14 protein-coding genes and 3 rRNA genes are annotated in these 19933 nt (G+C 69.2%); 3 read left to right on the forward strand and 14 right to left on the reverse strand.

Going from position 1 to position 19933, the window contains the following annotated elements; translation table 11 throughout:
* Window positions 1–112: 112 nt before the first annotated feature.
* The 8 genes from hisF to murA are packed head-to-tail and all read right to left on the reverse strand — an operon-like array spanning window position 113 to window position 7275.
* On the reverse strand, window positions 113–880 hold the full coding sequence (gene hisF / locus BDZ31_RS16175) for an imidazole glycerol phosphate synthase subunit HisF (protein WP_183343374.1): 768 nt from the start codon (window positions 878–880) through the stop codon (window positions 113–115).
* Window positions 881–889: 9 nt separating this feature from the next.
* Entirely contained in the window at window positions 890–1627 is a 738-nt protein-coding gene (hisA, locus tag BDZ31_RS16180) for a 1-(5-phosphoribosyl)-5-[(5-phosphoribosylamino)methylideneamino]imidazole-4-carboxamide isomerase (RefSeq protein WP_183343375.1), read from the reverse strand.
* A complete protein-coding gene (hisH, locus tag BDZ31_RS16185) occupies window positions 1624–2361 on the reverse strand; it encodes an imidazole glycerol phosphate synthase subunit HisH (RefSeq protein ID WP_343075607.1) in 738 nt (245 codons plus the stop codon). The genes hisA and hisH overlap by 4 nt, the downstream gene beginning before the upstream one ends.
* Window positions 2358–2954 carry an imidazoleglycerol-phosphate dehydratase HisB gene (hisB, locus tag BDZ31_RS16190; protein WP_183343376.1) on the reverse strand — a complete coding sequence of 199 codons (597 nt, stop codon included), beginning with the start codon at window positions 2952–2954 and terminating at the stop codon, window positions 2358–2360. Before hisB ends, hisH begins: the two co-directional genes overlap by 4 nt.
* Complete coding sequence (gene hisD / locus BDZ31_RS16195; protein WP_183343377.1) at window positions 2951–4261, reverse strand: histidinol dehydrogenase; 1311 nt, start codon at window positions 4259–4261, stop codon at window positions 2951–2953. The genes hisB and hisD overlap by 4 nt, the downstream gene beginning before the upstream one ends.
* Window positions 4251–4889, reverse strand: a complete 639-nt coding sequence (gene hisG / locus BDZ31_RS16200; RefSeq protein WP_343075608.1) for an ATP phosphoribosyltransferase — start codon at window positions 4887–4889, stop codon at window positions 4251–4253. The genes hisD and hisG overlap by 11 nt, the downstream gene beginning before the upstream one ends.
* Entirely contained in the window at window positions 4886–5959 is a 1074-nt protein-coding gene (gene hisZ / locus BDZ31_RS16205; protein WP_183343378.1) for an ATP phosphoribosyltransferase regulatory subunit, read from the reverse strand. The genes hisG and hisZ overlap by 4 nt, the downstream gene beginning before the upstream one ends.
* Window positions 5960–5970: 11 nt before the next feature.
* Window positions 5971–7275, reverse strand: a complete 1305-nt coding sequence (murA, locus tag BDZ31_RS16210) for a UDP-N-acetylglucosamine 1-carboxyvinyltransferase (RefSeq protein ID WP_183343379.1) — start codon at window positions 7273–7275, stop codon at window positions 5971–5973.
* Window positions 7276–7357: 82 nt separating this feature from the next.
* On the opposite strand from murA, the gene BDZ31_RS16215 reads away from it, so the two are divergent.
* Both BDZ31_RS16215 and BDZ31_RS16220 read left to right on the forward strand, forming a co-directional pair.
* Window positions 7358–8002: an HDIG domain-containing metalloprotein gene (locus BDZ31_RS16215; protein ID WP_183343380.1), complete on the forward strand. Its 645-nt coding sequence runs from the start codon at window positions 7358–7360 to the stop codon at window positions 8000–8002.
* Entirely contained in the window at window positions 8002–9243 is a 1242-nt protein-coding gene (locus BDZ31_RS16220) for an MFS transporter (protein ID WP_183343381.1), read from the forward strand. The genes BDZ31_RS16215 and BDZ31_RS16220 overlap by 1 nt, the downstream gene beginning before the upstream one ends.
* A 171-nt stretch (window positions 9244–9414) precedes the next feature.
* Here BDZ31_RS16220 and BDZ31_RS16225 read toward each other — a convergent pair whose 3' ends face one another.
* The gene (locus tag BDZ31_RS16225; protein WP_183343382.1) at window positions 9415–9747 is read right to left on the reverse strand and encodes a hypothetical protein; all 333 of its coding nucleotides are present in this window, start codon (window positions 9745–9747) and stop codon (window positions 9415–9417) included.
* Between the two features lie 114 nt (window positions 9748–9861).
* On the opposite strand from BDZ31_RS16225, the gene BDZ31_RS16230 reads away from it, so the two are divergent.
* Entirely contained in the window at window positions 9862–10965 is a 1104-nt protein-coding gene (locus BDZ31_RS16230) for an isocitrate/isopropylmalate family dehydrogenase (RefSeq protein ID WP_183343383.1), read from the forward strand.
* Between the two features lie 573 nt (window positions 10966–11538).
* On the opposite strand, the gene BDZ31_RS16235 is transcribed toward BDZ31_RS16230, so the two are convergent.
* The 5 genes from BDZ31_RS16235 to tyrS form a co-directional block, all read right to left on the reverse strand.
* Window positions 11539–11898: a hypothetical protein gene (locus BDZ31_RS16235; RefSeq protein ID WP_183343384.1), complete on the reverse strand. Its 360-nt coding sequence runs from the start codon at window positions 11896–11898 to the stop codon at window positions 11539–11541.
* 704 nt (window positions 11899–12602) lie between these two features.
* Window positions 12603–12719, reverse strand: a 5S ribosomal RNA gene (gene rrf, locus BDZ31_RS16240).
* A gap of 108 nt (window positions 12720–12827) precedes the next feature.
* A 23S ribosomal RNA gene (locus tag BDZ31_RS16245) occupies window positions 12828–15827 on the reverse strand.
* A 273-nt stretch (window positions 15828–16100) separates the two neighbouring features.
* A 16S ribosomal RNA gene (locus tag BDZ31_RS16250) occupies window positions 16101–17648 on the reverse strand.
* The 16S, 23S and 5S rRNA genes sit together here, the layout of an rRNA operon.
* Before the next feature lie 1054 nt (window positions 17649–18702).
* Window positions 18703–19899, reverse strand: a complete 1197-nt coding sequence (gene tyrS / locus BDZ31_RS16255; protein ID WP_183343385.1) for a tyrosine--tRNA ligase — start codon at window positions 19897–19899, stop codon at window positions 18703–18705.
* Window positions 19900–19933 lie beyond the last annotated feature (34 nt).

Here is a 19933-nt window from a genome sequence, read left to right on the forward strand (position 1 = left end):
GGCGCCCCGTTCTCGCGCCGACTGAATCAAGCAGATCGCGCCGCGCCGGCTCGCCCGCCGGGCTGCCGAGCGAGGCGCCGCGCGGCCCGCCGGGGCCGCGCGCGGAGCGGATTCAGCCCTCGAGCGCGCGGATCGAGACGCCGGCGGCCGCCAGGCGCTCCTTGATCTGCGCGACGGTGAATCTGCCGTAGTGGAGGATCGACGCGCACAGGACCGCGTCGGCGCCGGCCTCCAGCGCCTCGACGAGGTGGTCGAGCTCGCCGGCGCCGCCGGAGGCGATCACCGGGATCGTCACCGCCTCGGCAACCGCGCTGGTCAGCGGCAGGTCGTAGCCGTCGTTGCTGCCGTCGCGGTCCATGCTCGTGAGCAGGATCTCCCCCGCCCCGCGCTCGGCGCCCTCGCGCGCCCACGCGACCGCGTCGCGCCCGGTCGGCGTGCGGCCGCCCGCGACGTAGACCTCCCAGCCGGAGCCGTCCTCCCGTTGCTTCGCGTCGATCGCGAGCACGACGCACTGGGCGCCGAACTGCTCGGCCAGCTCGTCGATCAGCTGCGGGCGCTTGACCGCGGCCGAGTTGACGGCGACCTTGTCGGCGCCGGCGTCGAGCACCGCCTGCGCGTCGGCGACCGAGCGGATCCCGCCGCCGATCGTGAACGGGATGAAGACGTTGTCGGCCGTGCGGCGCGCCAGCTCGACGACCGTCTCGCGCTGCGAGGAGGTCGCGGTGATGTCGAGGAAGACGAGCTCGTCGGCGCCCGCGGCGTCATAGCGCTCTGCCAGCTCGATCGGATCGCCGGCATCTCTCAGGCCGACGAAGTTCGTGCCCTTCACGACGCGGCCGGCGTCGACGTCGAGGCAGGGGATGACGCGCTTGGCGTGCATCGCCGCCCCTCAGCCCCTCGCCGGCGGCTTCAGCGCGCCGAGCGCCTCGGCGACGGTGAACTTCCGCTCGTACAGCGCCTTGCCGACGATCACGCCGTTGAGGTTGACCTGGCGCAGCCCGGCGAGCGCCGCGAGGTGGTCGAGCGTGCCGATCCCGCCGGAGTAGATGAAGCTGCCTCTGACCGACTCGGCGATCCGGCGGACCTCGTCGACGTCGGGGCCGGTCAGCATGCCGTCGCGCTCGATGTTCGAGTAGACGAGCTTCTTCACGCCGCGGCGTTGGAGATGCTCGATCACCGCGGTCGCCTCCATCTCGGTCTGCTCCTTCCAGCCGGAGCTGGCGACCTTGCCGCCGCGCACGTCGACGGAGACGACGACCCGCTCGCCGTAGGCGGCGACGACGTCGTCGAGGAAGTCGACGTCGGTGAAGGCGGCGGTGCCAAGGATCACCCGCTCGGCGCCGGCGGCGACGGCGGCGTCGACCGACGCGCGCGAGCGCAGGCCGCCGCCGAACTCGACCGGGACGCCCAGCTCGCCGGCGATCCGCTCGAGGTGGTGGAGGTTGGCCGGTCTGCCGTCGCGGGCGCCGTCGAGGTCGACGACGTGGAGCCATCTGGCGCCGCCCTCGACCCAGGCGCGCGCGGCGCTCAACGGGTCGGCGTCGTAGACGGTCTCGTCGCCGAAGTCGCCCTGTCTGAGGCGGACGGCGCTGCCGCCGCGGATGTCGATTGCGGGGTAGAGGATCATGCGGCGCGGGTGGTGTCGTGGGAGGACGGGTCGGCGGCGCCTTCGCAGGCGGCGCTGAAGCTCTGGAGCAGCCGCAGGCCGAGCCGCGACGACTTCTCCGGGTGGAACTGGACGCCGTAGACGTTGCCGCGCGCGACGGCGCTGACGAAGCGCTCGCCGTACTCGGCGGTGCCGAGCGCGTCGCCCGCGTCGGACGGCTCGACCACGAACGAGTGGACGTGGTAGAAGGCGACCTCCTGCGGCAGCCCGGCGTTGAGGCGCGTGGCGTGCTCGAAGCGGACGACGTTCCAGCCGATGTGCGGGACGCGCTGGCCGCGCGCGTCGAGCGGGCGGACGTGGCCGCCGAGCAGCCCCAGGCCCTCGGCCGGCTCGACCTCGACCGAGCGCTCGAACAGCAGCTGCATGCCGAGGCAGATCCCGAGCACCGGGACGCCGGCGGCGGCGCGCTCGCGCACCAGCTCGTCGAGCCCCAGCTCGCGCAGGTTGCGCATCGCGCGCGGGAAGGCGCCGACGCCGGGGACGACGACGCCGTCGGCGGCGCGCGCGGCGTCGTGGTCGCGCGTGATCAGCGGCCGCGCGCCGACCTGCTCGAACGCCTTCTCGACCGAGCGGCGGTTGCCCATCCCGTAGTCGAGGATGGCGATCTTGGGCGACGCCGCGGCCTGCGGCCTTGCATCGCCTTGGAGGAACTCGCCCGGGGAGCTCGCTCTTCCGGTCTGCGGCGTTCCGGTCACGCTGTGAGCGTCCCCTTGGTGGAGGGCACGCCGGTCTCGGTCGGATCGATCGCGACCGCGGCGCGCAGCGCGCGCGCGAACGCCTTGAAGAGCGCCTCGACGATGTGGTGGACGTTGGTGCCGGCCTCGACCGTCAGGTGCAGCGCCATTCTCGCGTTGCCGGCGACCGCACGGAAGAACTCCTCGGCCAGCTCGTGGTCGAAGTTGCCGATCGCGCCGGGCGGCAGCGAGACCTCCCAGGCGACGAAGGCGCGGCCGGAGATGTCGATCGCGCAGGAGGCGCGCGCCTCGTCCATCGGGACGGTCGCCGAGCCGTAGCGGAAGATCCCGCGGCGATCGCCGAGCGCGCGGTCGAGCGCCTGCCCGATGCAGATGCCGACGTCCTCGACCGTGTGGTGGGCGCCGGTCTCCAGGTCGCCCCTCGCGTCGACGGTCAGGTCGAGCCGGCCGTGGCGCGCGAGCAGGTCGAGCATGTGGTCGAAGAAGCCGACGCCGGTCGTGCGCTCGCCCTCGCCCGTGCCCTCCAGGTCGAGCGTCAGGCGGATGTCGGTCTCGCCGGTCTTGCGGTCGATCGTCGCGGTGCGGTCGCTCATGACGGTGGATTCTCCCTCAACGGCGGATTCCGAGCCCCTTGACGGGGCACCCGCGCCTCCATCGACTGCGCGTGGATCTCGAAGCCCTCGGCGCGCGCGATCGCGACGCCGGCGGGCGCGAGCGTCGCCGCGGCCGCGTCGGGGATCCGCACCTCCGCCATGCGGCGGCGGAAGTGGCGGGCCGAGAGGCCGGAGGCGAAGCGGGCGGCGCCGTCGGTCGGCAGCGTGTGGTTGGAGCCGGCGACGTAGTCGCCGAAGGCGGTCGCGCCGGTGCTGCCGACGAACAGGCAGCCGGCGTTGCGGACCCGCGGCGCGAGCGCCTCGGCGCCGGGGCCGATCAGCTCGAGGTGCTCGGGCGCGAAGGCGTTCGCGAGCGCGAGCGCGTCGTCGAGGTCGGCGGTCTGCACGAGCGCACCGGCACCGGGCTCATCGACCCGCGCCAGCCCGTCCGACAGGGCGTCGAGCGCGGTGGCGTCCGGCGAGACCGCGATCACGAGGCTGTCGGCGCCGTGCTCGGCCTGGGCGCGGAGGTCGAGCGCGGCGAGCCGCACGTCGGCGCCGTGGTCGAGCACGACCAGCACGTCGCTGGGCCCGGCGAAGCCGTCGATCCCGACGAGGCCGGCGGCCGAGACCTGGCGCTTGGCCTCCTGGACCCACAGCGAGCCGGGGCCGACGATCACGTCGACCGGCGCGACCGTCTCGGTGCCGAAGGCGAGCGCCGCGACCGCCTGCGCCCCGCCCATCCGGAAGACCTCACTCGCGCCGGCCAGCTCGGCCGCCGCCAGGATCGCCGGGTGGACGTCGCCGTCGTGCCCGGGCGGCGCGCACAGCACGACCTCCTCGACGCCGGCCGCCACCGCCGTCACGACGCCCATCAGCACCGTGCTCGGGTACGGGGCGCGGCCGCCGGGGACGTAGACGGCGGCGCGGCGGACCGGGACCTCGCGCAGGCGGACCGTCTGGCCGTGGCCGAGCGTCGCCTCGCGCTCGTCGTCGACGCCGAGCGCGGCGACGACGCCGATGTTCTGCGCGGCGACCTCGAGTCCGGCGCGGACCTGCGGGTCGAGGCCGGCGAGCGCCGCCTCCAGCTCGTCGAAGTCGACGCGCAGCGGCTTCGGCTCGGCGCCGCCGGTGTCGTGGCGGCGCGTCAGCTCGACGACTGCCGCGTCGCCGCGCTCGCGCACGTCGGCGAGGATCGCGGCGACCGGCTCGGCGACCGAGGCGCCGGCGGGCACGAGCGCACGCAGCTCCGCGGCGAGCGCCGCGGCGCCCTGCGCACTGGCGAGCGTGCGGCGCTCAAGCCGCACGCAGCCGCTCCAGCAGGTCGTCGATCGCGGCCGCCTTCAGCTTGTGGGCGACCGGGTTGGCGATCAGCCGCGCGGTCGAGACGACGATCTCCTCGCGCACGACGAGGCCGTTCTCGCGCAGCGTCGTGCCGGTCGCGGTCAGGTCGACGATCGCGTCGACCATCCCGGTCAGCGGCGCCAGCTCGACCGAGCCCTTCACCTCGACGATCTCGGCCTGGCGGCCGGTGCGCTCGAAGTGGGCCATCGCGATCTTGCGGTACTTGGTGGCGACGCGCATCACGCCGAGGCGGCGCAGCGCCTCGGCGGCGGGGTCGTCGCCGGCGACGGAGGCGAGCACCATCACGCAGCGGCCGAAGCCGAGGTCGAGCAGCTCGTAGACCTCGCGCTCGGACTGCTCCATCAGCACGTCCTTGCCGGTGATGCCGATGTCGGCGGCGCCGGCCTCGACGTAGGTCGGCACGTCGGAGGGCCGCATCGTGACGATGCCGACCTCCTCGAACAGCAGCTTGCGGTCGTTGGCGCGGACCTCGCTGGTGTCGATCCCGATCGTGTCGAGCAGGTCGAGCGCCTCGCGCATCAGCGCCCCACGCGGCACGGCGATCGTCAGCCTCTCCTGCAGCGCGCTCACGCCCGCGCCTCCTCGCCGGAAGAACGAACCCCCGGGCCAGAAGTGCGTTCCCTTCCGTCGGAAGAACGAGCCTCCGGGCGAGTTCTTCCAAGGGAATCCGAGCCGCCAGGCGAGGATTCCCCGGCCAGCGCGATGTGCAGCCGCTCGACGGTCAGCGCCCAGCCGACGGCCGGCAGCGGGCGGCCGAAGCGGCCGAGCAGGTCGTCGTAGCGGCCGCCGCCGCCGAGCGTGACGCCCAGCGTCGGGTCGTAGACCTCGAAGATAGCGCCGCTGTAGTAGTCGAGCTTGCGCACGAGGCCGAGGTCGAAGATCACCCGCTCGGCGACGCGCGGCTCCAGCAGCGCGTGGACCGAGCGCAGCCCCTCGGCCGCCGCGTGGCCGGCGCCGTCGAGCCGTGCGAGCACCTCCGGCCCGCCGCGCAGCTGCGGGATCCGCTTCAGCCGCTCGATCGCCGCGGCGTCGTCGAGCCGCAGCTCGTCGATCTCGCGCTCGAGGCCGACGAAGTCGCGCGTGACCAGCTCGTTGAGGATCCGCGCGCGCGGCTCACCCTCGATGCCGCTCGCGTCGAGCAGCTGCTGGTAGAGCGCCACGTCGCCGAGGCCGATCCGGTACCGCTTCAGCCCGACGGCGTCGAGCGTGTCGCAGAGGACGGTCAGCGCCTCGGCGGTGCCCTCCGGCGCCGGCGCGCCGATCAGCTCGATCCCGGCCTGCAGGAACTCGCGCGACTGGCCGCGCTGCGGCCGCACGCCGCGGTAGGCGTGCGCGACGTAGCAGAGGCGCAGCGGCGGCTCGGCGGTCGCGAAGCGGGTCGCGACGAGGCGCGCGATCGGCACCGTCATGTCCGAGCGCAGCGTCAGCACGGCGCCCTGCTCGTCGAACAGCCGGTAGGCCGGCAGCGCGCCGCCGACGCCGCCGATCGCGAGCGTGTCCTCGTACTCGAGCGCGGGCGTCGAGACCTCGCCGTAGCCGGCCGCGTCGAAGACGCCGTGCGCGGCCGCGAGGATCGCGCGCAGCTCTCGCATCTCGTCGGGCAGCACGTCGCGCGTGCCGCTGGGGATCGGGTGGATCACGGGACCCTCCCTCAGTGGGCGTGGATGCGCTCGCTGTCCTCGACGCGCTCGATGCGCGCGCCGAGCGCGCGCAGGCGCTCGTCGATCCGCTCGTAGCCGCGGTCGATCTGGCGGATGTTGCCGATCTCCGTCGTGCCCTCGGCGCAGAGGGCGGCGATCAGCATCGCCATGCCGGCGCGGATGTCCGGCGACTCGACCCGCTCGCCGCGCAGGCGGCGCTGCCCGACGACCAGCGCCCGGTGCGGGTCGCAGATCGTGATCGCGGCGCCCATCAGCTGCAGCTTGTCGGTGAAGAAGAGCCGGTTCTCGAACATCTTCTCGTGGATGATGACCGAGCCCTCAGACTGCGTCGCCAGTGCGAGCGCGATCGAGGTCAGGTCGGCGGGGAAGGCCGGCCACGGCCCGTCCTCGACCTTCGGCTGGTAGCCGCCGGCGTCGTTGGTGATGACGAGCTTCTGACCGCCGGGGACGAACATGTCGTTGCCGCGCATCTCGGTCTCGAGGCCGAGGCGGGCGAAGACGAGGCGGATCATCCGCAGGTCCTCGGGATAGGTGTCCTTGATCAGCAGCTCGCCGCCGGTCACGCCGGCGAGCGCCATGAAGGAGCCGATCTCGATGTGGTCGGGGCCGACGCTGTGGTCGCAGCCGCGGAGCCGATCGACGCCGTGGACGGTCATCACGTTGGAGCCGATGCCGTCGATCGCGGCACCCATCTTCACGAGCATGCGCGCGAGGTCCTGGACGTGCGGCTCGGAGGCGGCGTTGCGGATCACCGTCGCGCCGGGCGTCAGCGCGGCCGCCATCAGGGCGTTCTCGGTCGCCATGACAGACGGCTCGTCCATCAGGAAGTCGCAGGCCGTGAGGCCGCGCGGCGCGGTCAGCAGGATGTCGCGGTCGTGCTCGATCGTCGCGCCGAGCGCCCGGAAGGCGTCGAGGTGCGGGTCGAGCCGGCGGCGGCCGATCACGTCGCCGCCGGGCGGCGGCATCAGCGCGCGGCCGAAGCGGGCGAGCAGCGGGCCGGCGAGCAGGAACGACGCGCGAATCCGCTCCGACAGCCTGCGGTCGAGGTCGGTCTTGCCGACGCCGTCGGCGCGGATCGCGACGACGTTGTCGTCGACCCAGTCGGCGCGCGCCCCGAGGTCGGCGATCAGCTCGATCTGGGCCTGCACGTCGCTGATGCGCGGCACGTTGCGGACGATGACCTCGTCGTCCGTGAGCAACGCGGCGGCCAGGATCGGCAGCGCGCCGTTCTTGTTGCCCGCGGGCACGAACGTTCCGGACAGCGGCACGCCGCCTTGTATGACGAACTTATCCATGAGAGGGGGATGGCGACGCCGGCCCCGCAGGTCGGTCACACGGATTGCGTCGGGGCCGGAGTGCTGAGCTAGGGTAACAGCCATGCCAGGGGGGATTTCGCGCGACGAGGCATGGACCCTCCTCTGCGAGTGGACCGAATCGCCGTCGCTGCGGCGTCACATGCTCGCGGTGGAAGCAGCGATGCGAGCGTATGCGCGCCAACTTGGCGGCGACGAAGAATTGTGGGGCATCACCGGCCTGCTTCACGATCTCGACTACGAGCGGCATCCGTCGCTGACCGACGGCCACCCGCGGGTCGCGATGGCGGAGCTGTCGCGTCGCGGCTATCCGGATGAGATGATTCGAGCAATCGGATCGCACGCGGACGAGATGGAGCTGTCGCGCGATTCGGAGCTGGAGCGGGCGCTGTACGCCGTCGACGAGCTCTGCGGGTTCGTCCTCGCGTGCGCGTACGTCCGACCCAAGGGCCTGCGTGGCATGACGCCGAAGTCGGTCAAGAAGAAGATGAAGACAGCGAGCTTCGCGGCGGCGATCGACCGCGATCACCTCCGCCGCGGCGCCGCCGATCTCGGCGTCGACTTCGACGAGCACGTCGCGTTCGTGATCGCGGCGCTGGCCGAGCGCGAGGACGTGCTGCTCGACCGCGGCGACGCCGACGGCCCGGCGTCGACACCGCCCTCCGGCCCCTCCGACGCCCCGTCGCAACGCCCCGACACGGCTGCCTGATGCTCGGCGCCTACCGCGTGCTCGTGCGCCCGCCCGGGGCGACGCGCCTGATCGTCTCGCTGCTGATCGGCCGCATCCCGATCGGGATCTTCTCGCTCGCGATCGTGCTGCTCGTGAGAGCCGAGACCGGGTCGTTCGCGCAGGCCGGCGCCACCAGCGCCGCGTGGGCGATCGGCGCCGGGGTGCTGGCGCCGATCCAGGGACGGCTGGTCGACCGCTTCGGCCAGCCGGCGGTGCTGATCCCGTCGACGATCGCGAACGCGCTCGCCGTCATCGGCGTGCTGCTGTGCGCCCGCCACGGCGCGCCGACCTGGGCGCTGGCGGCGTTCGCGTTCCTCGGCGGGGCGGCGCTGCCGCCGCTCGGCGCGTGCATGCGGTCGGTGTGGGCGAGGGTCTTCGAGCACGACACCGACGCCCGCAACACGGCCTACACGTTCGAGGGCATCGTGTCGGAGTTCTTCTTCATCATCGGCCCGATCATCGTGACGGTGCTGATCGCGCTGAGCTCGACGAGCATGGCGCTGATCGTCGCGATCGCGCTGAGCCTGATCGGCACGCTCGGCTTCGCGACCGGCTCGCTGTCGCGCGAGTGGCGCAGCGAGACGATCGAGCGCAGCGCCGCCGGTGCGCTCGGCTCGCCGGGGATGCGGACGCTGATGCTGGCGATCGTGCCGACCGGGATCTCGTTCGGCGCGATCGAGGTCGCGATGCCGGCGTTCGCCGTCGCGCACGGCGAGAAGGCCGAGATCGCCGGCATCCTGCTGTCGGTGATGGCCGTCTCGAGCGTCCTCGGCGGCATCTGGTACGGCGCCCGGACGTGGTCGAGCCCGGTCGTGGAGCGGTTCATCGTGCTGCACGTCGTGCTGGCGGTCGGCACGCTGCCGCTGCTGCTCGCCGACTCGATCCCGATGATGGCGGTGATGATCGCGATCGCCGGCCTCGCGCTCGCGCCGTCGGCCGCGGCGGCCTACCTGCTGATCGACCACGTCGCCCCGCCCGGCACGACGACCGAGGCGACGACCTGGATGATGACCGCCAACGTCGCCGGCGCCGCCGCCGGCGCCGCGCTCGCGGGCGTGATCGTCGAGGTCGCCGACGTCCGCTGGGCGCTCGTGCTCGCCTGCGCCGGCCCCGTCGTCGGCGCGATCGTCTCGATCGCCCTCCGCGCCACCCTCAAGCCCCCGGCCGCCCGCCCCGCCGTGGGCGCCACCGCCAGTCGCTCCAGCGCCGGCGACAGCTGACCGCTCGCCCGCAGCCGCGCCGCCCCACCGCCCGCCGACTGCGCCCGAGCGCCCGCCGCCTCGCCCCCGCCGTCCCCAACGCGCGCCGCCCCGCCCCCAACCGCCACCGCCCCGACACGCGACCGCCCCACGCCCTACCGCCCGCCGACCCCAACGCGCGCCCCTCCGCCCCTACCGCCACCGCCCGCCGGCCGCCGCCCAGGCGCGCAGGTGGTCGGTCGTGCAGAACGCGTCGGCGATCCGGTACTCGCCTCGATGCCGCACCGCGAGCACGCGCGTGTCGTCGACCGCGGCGCCGCAGTGCGCGCACTCGCTCAGCGCCGGCTCCTCGCGCGGCTGCTCGCGCAGCGTCCCGGCTTCCCAGTGGGGCCCCTGGATCGCCCACGGGACGACGTGCTCGAGGCGGCAGAAGACGGCGAGCCGCTCGCCGGCCTGCTCGGCGACGCGATACCCCTCGTCGCCGCCGACCTCGACGCCGCACCATGTGCATCTCTCCGCGTTCATGCCCGGGCACCCTAGCGCCGCCCGCCGCCGGGCCCCCGACCACCCCGTAGCAGCCGATCGCACCGGGGTCGCCGACAGGTTTCCGGTGCGGACCCTTGGGCTATCGTCACCGGCGTGCCTGAGCCGCTGAAGATCACCATCCTCGAGGGCGACGAGACCGGCCAGGAGCTGCTTGAGCAGGCCGTCCGCGTGCTCGACCCCGAAGTCACGGGCCTCCCGCTGGAGCTGGAGCGCTTCGACCTCTCGCTGGAGAACCGCCGCGCGACCGACAACGCGGTCGTGCACGAGGCCGCCGTCGCGATGCGCGCGAGCGGCTTCGGCATCAAGGCCGCGACGATCACCCCCGAGGGCGCCGACGACGTCGGCTCGCCCAACCGCATCCTCCGCGAGGAGGTCGACGGGAAGGTGATCATCCGCACCGGTCGCCGGATCCCGGGCGTGACGCCGATCGCCGGCGTCCACTATCCGATCTCGATCGTGCGGATGGCGATCGAGGACGCCTACGGCGCCAAGCAGTGGCGCGAGGGCGACGCCGGCGCCGCCGACGAGGTCGCCTACCGCACCGAGCACGTCACCCGCTCGACCTGCCGCGCCGTCTCCGAGTACGCCTTCCGCGCCGCGCGCGCGATGCAGGCGCGCGTCTACGGCGGCCCGAAGTGGACCGTCTCCCCCGTCTACGAGGGGATGCTGAAGGAGGAGATGGACGCGGCCGCGGCGCGCCACGGCGACGTCCAGTACGAGCCGGTGCTGATCGACGCGACCTACGCCGGTCTCGTCGGCGGTGCCGCCGACCAGCCGCTCGTCGTCCCGGCGCTCAACCGCGACGGCGACTGCCTGTCGGATCTCGTGCTGCCGATGTTCGGCTCGATCGCCGGCGCCGAGTCGGTCCTGCTCTCCTTCGACGAGAACTACGAGACGCAGGTCGCGATGGCCGAGGCGCCCCACGGCACCGCCCCGGCGCTGAGAGGCAAGGACGTCGCCAACCCGATGGCGATGCTGCTCGCCGGCGGCGCCGTGCTGCGCCACGCGGCCGAGCGCGGCCATCGCGGCGCCGAGCGCGCCTCCCGTGCGATCTACGAGTCGGTGCTCGAGGCGATCGCCGGCGGCATCAAGACCCCGGACCTCGGCGGCCATGCCGGCACGACCGAGTTCACCGATGCCGTCATCGAACGGATCCGCACCAAGATCGAGGTCTGGTCGACGCTCAGCACCAGCTGAGCGTCCACCGCCCCCATCCCGGGCGGGGCAACCCCACCGGCCCGCCCGTCTGGCCCCTGCAGCCCGGCCCGCACGCCTGCCCCTCCAGCCCGGCCCGCGCCAGCCGCCCCGCCGCCCGGCCCGCGCCGGCCGCCCCGCCGCCCGGCCCGCACCAGCCGCCCCGCCCGCACCAGCCGCCCCGCCGCCCCGCCCGCGCCAGCCGCCCCGCCGCCCGGCCCGCGCCAGCCGCCCCGCCCGCACCAGCCGCCCCGCGGCCCCGCCCGCGCCAGCCGCCCCGCCGCCCGGCCCGCACCGGACACGCGCGCGTCTCGTCCACCTGCTCGCCGCTCGCACCGGTACGCCGCGACGCCAGGCCGCTTGCGACCGCGCCGTCCGCGCAAGCCCCTTCCGCAGAGCGTCCCGCCGCTCGGGCACCGCCGGCGGCGACCCACCCCTCGCCGAGCATCCACCCCATCGCACGGCGGCCCCTCTCTCGCGATGGCCAACGGTCCCGTATCCCGGCTGGCCCCTGACCGGCGCGGCCGGGAACCGGCACGACCGCCACGCGGGTGGGCGCCCGGGGCGCTGACGGGATCACCTCGGCCGAACGTGCGCTCGCATCCCCTGCAACATCTCTTGCACGTCAATGCACGATCTCTGCCCGTGAACATTGGGCTTTTCGGACTTCAGCCCAGCCGCAGCGACCGCCGACGCGATTCCATCCGAGACACGTTCTACCTTCACGAACACATGTTCTCTTCGCGCACTCCAAGACTGCTGGCCGCGGCGCTGCTGGACCTCGCCGAGGCCGTGCTTCGCCCGGTCGACGTCGACGAGGCGACCGGCTCCGGCGGCAGCGACGTCGGCCGCCACCCCGCGAACCCCGAGCCCGCACGGATCGCCGGCGGCGACCTCTACGCCGAGCTTGCTGCCGCACCGCTGCTCGAGCCGCATCGGCCGCATCGTCCGCGCCGTCTCCGTGAGACCCGGGCCCGCCGCGCCGGCACGGTCTCTCCGATCCCGGCGCCATGCACGACGCCCCTCGCGGACACACGCCGTGCGCGGACCTCGCGCACCACAGCGCCGTCGTCACCGCTCACCTGAAGCCCCCGGCGTTCGGCCCCGAACAGCCGACCCTGAGCATCGCTCCCCGTGCTGTAGGCACCGCACCAGCGGCATGCGCGCTCACGACTGAGAGCTCAGCGTCCCTGCTCATCGCACATCGGCGTAAGCGTCTGAGATGCGTCACCGACCCGGCGCCCGAGCACCGCGAGGGGCGTGCGCCTTCGAGGCGGCCGCACCAGCAACGCGCCTGCGCCATCGAGGCGGCCGCATCACCAACGCAGCGCCGTCACCAACGCGCCAGCGCCACGCGCAGGCCCATCGGCAACGCAGCGCCGTCATCAACGCGCCAGCGCCACCGACGCCGGCGCATCACCAACGCCACGCCGTCGCCGTCGCGCGCACCATCAAGACGGACGCATCGCCAACGCAGCGGCTCGGCGCCGCGCCTACCTGTGGAGGACGCGGCTTGGTCCCGCACGAGGGGCGATCGCCGGCGAGCCGCTGATCGGCAGGCGCAGCTCACCGACGCCGGGCACCCGTCCCGCCAACGAAAAAAAGCCCCAGCCGCTAGAAGCGGCTGGGGCTCAATCAAGAACCGGCGGCGTCCTACTCTCCCAGGCCCTTTCGGGCCAAGTACCATCGGCGCTGAGAGGCTTAACGGCTCTGTTCGGAATGGGAAGAGGTGTTTCCCTCTCGCTATAGCCACCGGAAACATTGCGAGACCACGCGGATTCGCGCTCGTCCTCCGTCGAAGCGGAGAGAACGCGGCCTCCACGGGCCTTCAAAACTGCACAGCGCCACTGAGACGGGTATCAAAATCCGTCAAGCCCTCGAACAATTAGTACCAGTCTCCTACAAGCATTGCTGCTCTTCCAGATCTGGCCTATCAACCTGGTGGTCTTCCAGGGTTCTTACTCCCTCAAGGGGATGGGAGAGCTCATCTTGAGGCCGGCTTCCCGCTTAGATGCCTTCAGCGGTTATCCGATCCGCACGTAGCTAACCTGCGATGCCCTTGGCAGGACAACAGATACACCAGAGGTGCGTTCATCCCGGTCCTCTCGTACTAGGGACAAATCCTCTCAACTCTCCAACGCCCACGGCAGATAGGGACCGAACTGTCTCACGACGTTCTGAACCCAGCTCGCGTACCGCTTTAATGGGCGAACAGCCCAACCCTTGGGACCAACTTCAGCCCCAGGATGCGACGAGCCGACATCGAGGTGCCAAACCGAGCCGTCGATGTGGACTCTTGGGCTCGATAAGCCTGTTATCCCCGGAGTACCTTTTATCCGTTGAGCGACGGCACTTCCACTTGCTACCGCCGGATCACTAAGACCTGCTTTCGCACCTGCTCGACCTGTCGGTCTCGCAGTCAAGCTCCCTTGCTGCCTTTGCACTCTTCGCACGATTTCCAACCGTACTGAGGGAACCTTTGTACGCCTCCGTTACATTTTGGGAGGCGACCGCCCCAGTCAAACTACCCGCCTGGCACTGTTCACCGCCCGGATTCACGGCGCGGTGTTAGAAACCCAATACATCAAGGGTGGTATCTCAAGGTTGGCTCCACGCCAGCCGCAGCCAGCGCTTCCAAGCCTCCCACCTATCCTGAGCGAAATGCACCGAATTCCAATACCAGGGTGTAGTAAAGGTTCACGGGGTCTTTCCGTCTAGCCGCGGGTACCCGGCATCTTCACCGAGACTGCAATTTCACCGAGCCCCTCGTTGAGACAGCGTCCAAGTCGTTACGCCATTCGTGCAGGTCGGAACTTACCCGACAAGGAATTTCGCTACCTTAGGACCGTTATAGTTACGGCCGCCGTTTACCGGGGCTTAGCTTCGGTGCTTCGGGCGAACCCTAACACCTCCACGTAACCTTCCGGCACCGGGCAGGCGTCAGCCCCTATACGTCGTCTTTCGACTTAGCAGAGACCTGTGTTTTTGGTAAACAGTCGCTTGGACCTATTCACTGCGGCCCCCTCGGGCTCCGGTCGCGAAGACCATCACCCTACTAGGGCGCCCCTTATCCCGAAGTTACGGGGCGATTTTGCCGAGTTCCTTAACGAGGGTTATCTCGATCACCTTAGTATTCTCTACTTGCCCACCTGTGTCGGTTTTGGTACGGGCACGTGTGTTCTCCCTAGAGGCTTTTCTCGGAGGCATGGCGTAAGGGACTCGCCGGCTCGAAGCCAGCTGGCATCGCACCTCAGGTTATGCGGACCCGCATTTCACTAGGTCCACCCCTACATGCTTACCCCAGGACGACCATCGCCTGGGTTCCCGTAGCCTTCCCCGTCCCCCCATCGGTCAAGCGAACACGACGTGGTACAGGAATATCAACCTGTTAGCCATCGACTACGCCTTTCGGCCTCGCCTTAGGTCCCGACTAACCCTGAGCAGACGAACTTTACTCAGGAATCCTTGGGCAATCGGTGGAGGGGATTCTCACCCCTCTTTCGTTACTCATGCCGGCATTCTCACTTCCGAAGCCTCCACGGCTGGGTTACCCCGCCGCTTTACTGGCATCGGAACGCTCTCCTACCGCGTGATCGACCCGAAGGTCTCACACACCCGCAGCTTCGGTAGCTAGCTTAAGCCCCGTTACATTATCCGCGCTCGAACACTTGACCAGTGAGCTGTTACGCACTCTTTCAAGGGTGGCTGCCTCTAAGCCAACCTCCTGGTTGTCTATGCACTCGAACATCGTTTGCCACTTAGCTAGCATTTAGGGACCTTAGCTGGCGGTCTGGGCTGTTTCCCTCTTGACGCTGAAGTTTATCCCCCAGCAACTGACTCCCGGAGTAAACGTAATGGTCTTCGGAGTTTGCCTGAAGTTGGTAACCTGGTGGGGCCCCGCGTCCAAACAGTGCTCTACGGCCAATACGCAAATTTATCCGAGGCTATACCTAAATATATTTCGGAGAGAACCAGATATCACTGAGCTTGATTAGCCTTTCACTCCGACCCACAGGTCATCCGCCCAGTTTTTAACCTAGGTCGGTTCGGTCCTCCACGAGGTCTTACCCCCGCTTCAACCTGCCCATGGGTAGCTCGCTCAGTTTCGGGTCTACCGCCTACGACTCTGTCGCCCTGTTCGGACTCGCTTTCGCTACGGCTCCGCTCATCGCTTAACCTTGCCGCAGACGAGTAACTCGCCGGCTCGTTATGCAAAAAGCACGCGGTCACAGAACAAGTCTGCTCCCACCGCTTGTAGGCACGCGGTTTCAGGTACTATTTCACTCCCCTTCCGGGGTACTTTTCACCTTTCCCTCACGGTACTAGTCCGCTATCGGTCACCTAGGAGTACTTAGCCTTGGAGGGTGGTCCCCCCAGCTTCAGTCCGCGTTTCACGGGCGCGGACTTACTCAGGAACGCTTGACGGAAGGTCACGGAGTTTCGTCTACGGGACGGTTGCCCTCTTTGGTGAGCCGTTCCAGGCTCTTCGACTACTGCGTGACTTTGTAACTTCCGCCGGGGCAGCCACACCCCGGAACAAACGCCCTACAACCCCTGCTGCGCAACGCGTGGCCGCTTACACACAACAGGTTTGGGCTGGTCCCTTTTCGCTCGCCACTACTCAGGGAGTCTCGGTTGATTTACTTTCCTCGGGGTACTGAGATGTTTCACTTCCCCCGCTTGTCTCCCTCCCGGCTATGTGTTCACCGGGCGGTAACGTCGCATTACCGACGTTGGGTTTCCCCATTCGGAAATCCGCGGGTCAAAGGCTATTCAGCGCCTCACCGCGGCTTATCGCAGCCGTTCACGTCCTTCATCGACTCTAGGTGCCAAGGCATCCACCGTGTGCCCTTACTATCTTGACGGTGATCTTGATCAATCTTTACGAAATGATCGGTGATACCCGTTTCATTGGCTACTGTGCAGTTTTCAAGGTCCGTGGAGAGGCGTCGCTCCCGCTCTCCCTTCCGTGTCTCAGACAAGCGGAAGGACCGGCGGGAGCCGGTCTCTCAAAACTCAACAGCATGTATGCGGCTCCACCGAGCACTTGCTCGGCGTGCTGCACGACCAGGTCTCGGTCGACATTCGAGGTTCCGATCGACAAGCGATCGGACGGCTTCGTGAAAAGCCTTCCCTAGAAAGGAGGTGATCCAGCCGCAGCTTCCGCTACGGCTACCTTGTTACGACTTCACCCCAGTCACGAGCCCCACCTTCGACGGCTCCCTCCCTTGCGGGTTAGGCCACCGGCTTCGGGTGTTGCTCACTCCCGTGGTGTGACGGGCGGTGTGTACAAGGCCCGGGAACGTATTCACCGCGGCAATGCTGATCCGCGATTACTAGCAACTCCGCCTTCATGCAGGCGAGTTTCAGCCTGCAATCCGAACCGAGACGCGCTTTAAGGGATTCGCTCCACCTCGCGGTATCGCAGCCCTCTGTACGCGCCAATGTAGCACGTGTGTAGCCCTGGACATAAGGGGCATGATGACTTGACGTCATCCCCACCTTCCTCCGGTTTGTCACCGGCAGTCTCGCATGAGTCCCCAACTAAATGCTGGCAACATGCGACGGGGGTTGCGCTCGTTGCGGGACTTAACCCAACATCTCACGACACGAGCTGACGACAGCCATGCACCACCTGTGAACCTGCCCCGAAGGGAAGCCGTGTTTCCACGGCGGTCAGGCACATGTCAAGCCCAGGTAAGGTTCTTCGCGTTGCGTCGAATTAAACCACATGCTCCGCTGCTTGTGCGGGCCCCCGTCAATTCCTTTGAGTTTTAGCCTTGCGGCCGTACTCCCCAGGCGGGGCACTTAATGCGTTAGCGTCGGCACGGAGGGAGTCGACACCCCCCACACCTAGTGCCCATCGTTTACGGCGTGGACTACCAGGGTATCTAATCCTGTTTGCTCCCCACGCTTTCGCGTCTCAGCGTCAGTCACGTCCCAGCGAGCTGCCTTCGCCATTGGTGTTCCTCCTGATATCTGCGCATTTCACCGCTACACCAGGAATTCCACTCGCCTCTTCCGGACTCAAGCTCAGCAGTATCCACCGGCATTCCAGGGTTGAGCCCTGGACTTTCACAGCAGACTTACCGAACCGCCTACACGCGCTTTACGCCCAATGATTCCGGACAACGCTCGCCCCCTACGTATTACCGCGGCTGCTGGCACGTAGTTAGCCGGGGCTTCTTCTGAAGGTACCGTCACTCCGAATGGCTATTCACCACCGAAGCTTCGTCCCAACTGAAAGGAGTTTACAACCCGAAGGCCGTCTTCCTCCACGCGGCGTTGCTGCGTCACGCTTTCGCGCATTGCGCAAGATTCCCTACTGCTGCCTCCCGTAGGAGTCTGGGCCGTGTCTCAGTCCCAGTGTGGCTGATCGTCCTCTCAGACCAGCTACCCATCGGAGCCTTGGTGAGCCGTTACCTCACCAACAAGCTAATGGGCCGCGGGCCCATCCTGATGCGGTTAGCCGAAGCTACCTTTCCTCAGCGGCCTTGAGGCCGAAGAGCACATTTGGTATTAGCCCGAGTTTCCTCGGGTTGTCCCAATCATCAGGGCAGGTTACCCACGTGTTACTCACCCGTTCGCGGCTTTGCCCCAGGGCAAGCCCTGGTTCGTCGCTCCACTTGCATGTATTAGGCACGCCGCCAGCGTTCGTCCTGAGCCAGGATCAAACTCTCCGTGAAGAACTGCGTGTACTTCTCAGAGAGTGTCGCGATGCTCACACGAGGAGTTCCCATGTACACAATCGGGAGACTCGGAGCACCGGACGGGTAAATCAAATGACTCTGTGTGGCCGTATGATTGCCTCGCCACGCTGACGTAGACGAAGCAGGCCACTCGAAACCTGGACGCACCGATCTTCATGGGCCGAAGCCCAGTGGATCAGGTGCACATGCTGTTGAGTTTTCAAAGACCGCCGTGCCTCTCGGGAGGGGACTCCTCCGTCTGACACGCGCTGGGAGCTATCTGCTCTCAGAGCGGGGCGCGAAAGTATAGCGCACTCGGGCGCGGAGTGGAAGGATACTGCGCTTTCCACTCCCCGGTGCGACCTTTCGCTTGGTCCTTCCGGGCGGCCCGTCCTGCGCCGCGTCGAGAACTATACAGAGTCGATTTCGAGATGCGTTCTGGGGTGAAGAAATCGTCAAAAGTTCCCGTTCTGACGGGCTTTTCGGCCGGTCGAGCGGTGCTCTGACAGGCGTTTTCGGCCCGTTGGAGCGCCGTTTTGGCGCGTAGACGCTCTTTCTCGCCGGGGCGAAAATCTGGGATTTCCAGCTGTGGCGGGGAGAATCCGCCGGGAGAAATTTCTACTGGCGGCTTTCGGCGGGGTTCCGTCGCCTCCGGTCGGGTCGTGCAGGGCCACTCGCTCCGCGTGTCGCAGCGGCCACGCGCAGCTCGCGGCGCCGGTGATCGGACAGGTGCTGGCCGCAGGGCGCGCCGGCGCACGCGCGCGTACGCGCGCGAGGGGCGAGCGGCTCGATGCGGTCCCCCTCCCCGGGGTCGCCGCGCCGCACAAGCGAGGTGGCCGGTTGCCTGGCGGGCCGGGTCGCGGCCCGATCCCATCCGGGCGCAGCCGCAACGTTGGCGGTCGCCGCGCGGCGGGCGGCGGTCTCGGCGACTCCGCGTTCGGCGAAGTCGATGCGCGCGCGCACGCGCGGGGAGGCGTTCAGGCCAGCGGTCTGGCCGTCGCCGGGGGCGGTCTCCACTCGCATCTTGCCTCCGGAGACCGCCATCGCTCGCTCAGTCGCCCCGCAGCCGGGCGAATCGACGCTTGCCGAGCTGGAGGACCCGTCCGTCCAACTCGGATGCGGGCCGGTCGAGCGGCTCCGCCGCCAGCGGGGTCCCGTCGAGCTTCACCCCGCCCTGCTTCAACAGCCGCCGCGCCTCCGAGCTCGAGACACCGAAGGTGCTCGCAAGCAGGGCTGGCAGGTGGACGGCTCCGTCGCCGTTCGCCTCCAGCCGGGCATCGGGCATCTCCTCCGGTGGCCGGTGCTCGCGGTGGATGCGGTCGAACGCCTGCTCCGCCGCCTCCGCCGCGCGCTCGTCGTGGAAGCGGGCGACCAGCCTGCGGGCAAGCGCGCGCTTGGCGTCGCGGGGGTTGGCGTCCGGCGGCAGGGGCTCGCCGAGCAGGAGGTCGTACCAGCTGCCCATCGCCTCGTCAGGAAGGCGCAGCGTCTTGCCGTAGATCTCCTCGGCCGGCTCGGTCACGCCGATGTAGTTGCCGAACGACTTCGACATCTTCCGCTCGCCGTCGATCCCCGGCAGGATCGGCATCGTGAGGATCACCTGCTCCGGCTTCCCGTAGGCGCTCTGGATGTCGCGTCCCAGGAGCAGGTTGAACTTCTGGTCGGTGCCGCCGAGCTCGACGTCGGCGTCGACGGCGACCGAGTCGTAGCCCTGCAGCAGCGGGTAGAGCAGCTCCAGCAGCGAGATCGGCGCTCTCGCCGCGGTGCGCTTGACGAAGTCGTCGCGCTCCATGATCCGCGCGACCGTCGTCGAGCGCACGAGCCGGAAGAGGTCCTCGGTCGGCATCTCGAGCCACTCGCCGTTGCGGCGGACCTCGAGCCGATCGGGATCGAGGACCTTCATCGCCTGCTGCTGGAAGGTCCTGGCGTTGGCGTCGATCTGCTCGCCGGAGAGGATCGGCCGCGTCGAGGAGCGACCGCTCGGGTCCCCCACGCGCGCGGTGTAGTCGCCGATGATCAGCACGACCGTGTGCCCAAGGTCCTGGAACTCGCGCAGCTTCCCGAGCACGACGGTGAAGCCGAGATGGATGTCGGGCGCCGTCGGGTCGATCCCGAGCTTCGCGCGCAGCGGGCGTCGCTCACGCGCGGCCTCCTCCAGCTTGCGCTGCAGGCCGCCCGCCGGAAGCGAGTCGACCGCGTTGCGCGCGAGCCATCTGGCGGCCGCGGCCGGGCTGGAGGTCTCGGGAGCCATGCGACCCCAATGCTAGACTGCACGCCCCGGCGGG

The sequence above is a fragment of the Conexibacter arvalis genome, assembly GCF_014199525.1.
Taxonomy (GTDB): domain Bacteria; phylum Actinomycetota; class Thermoleophilia; order Solirubrobacterales; family Solirubrobacteraceae; genus Conexibacter; species Conexibacter arvalis.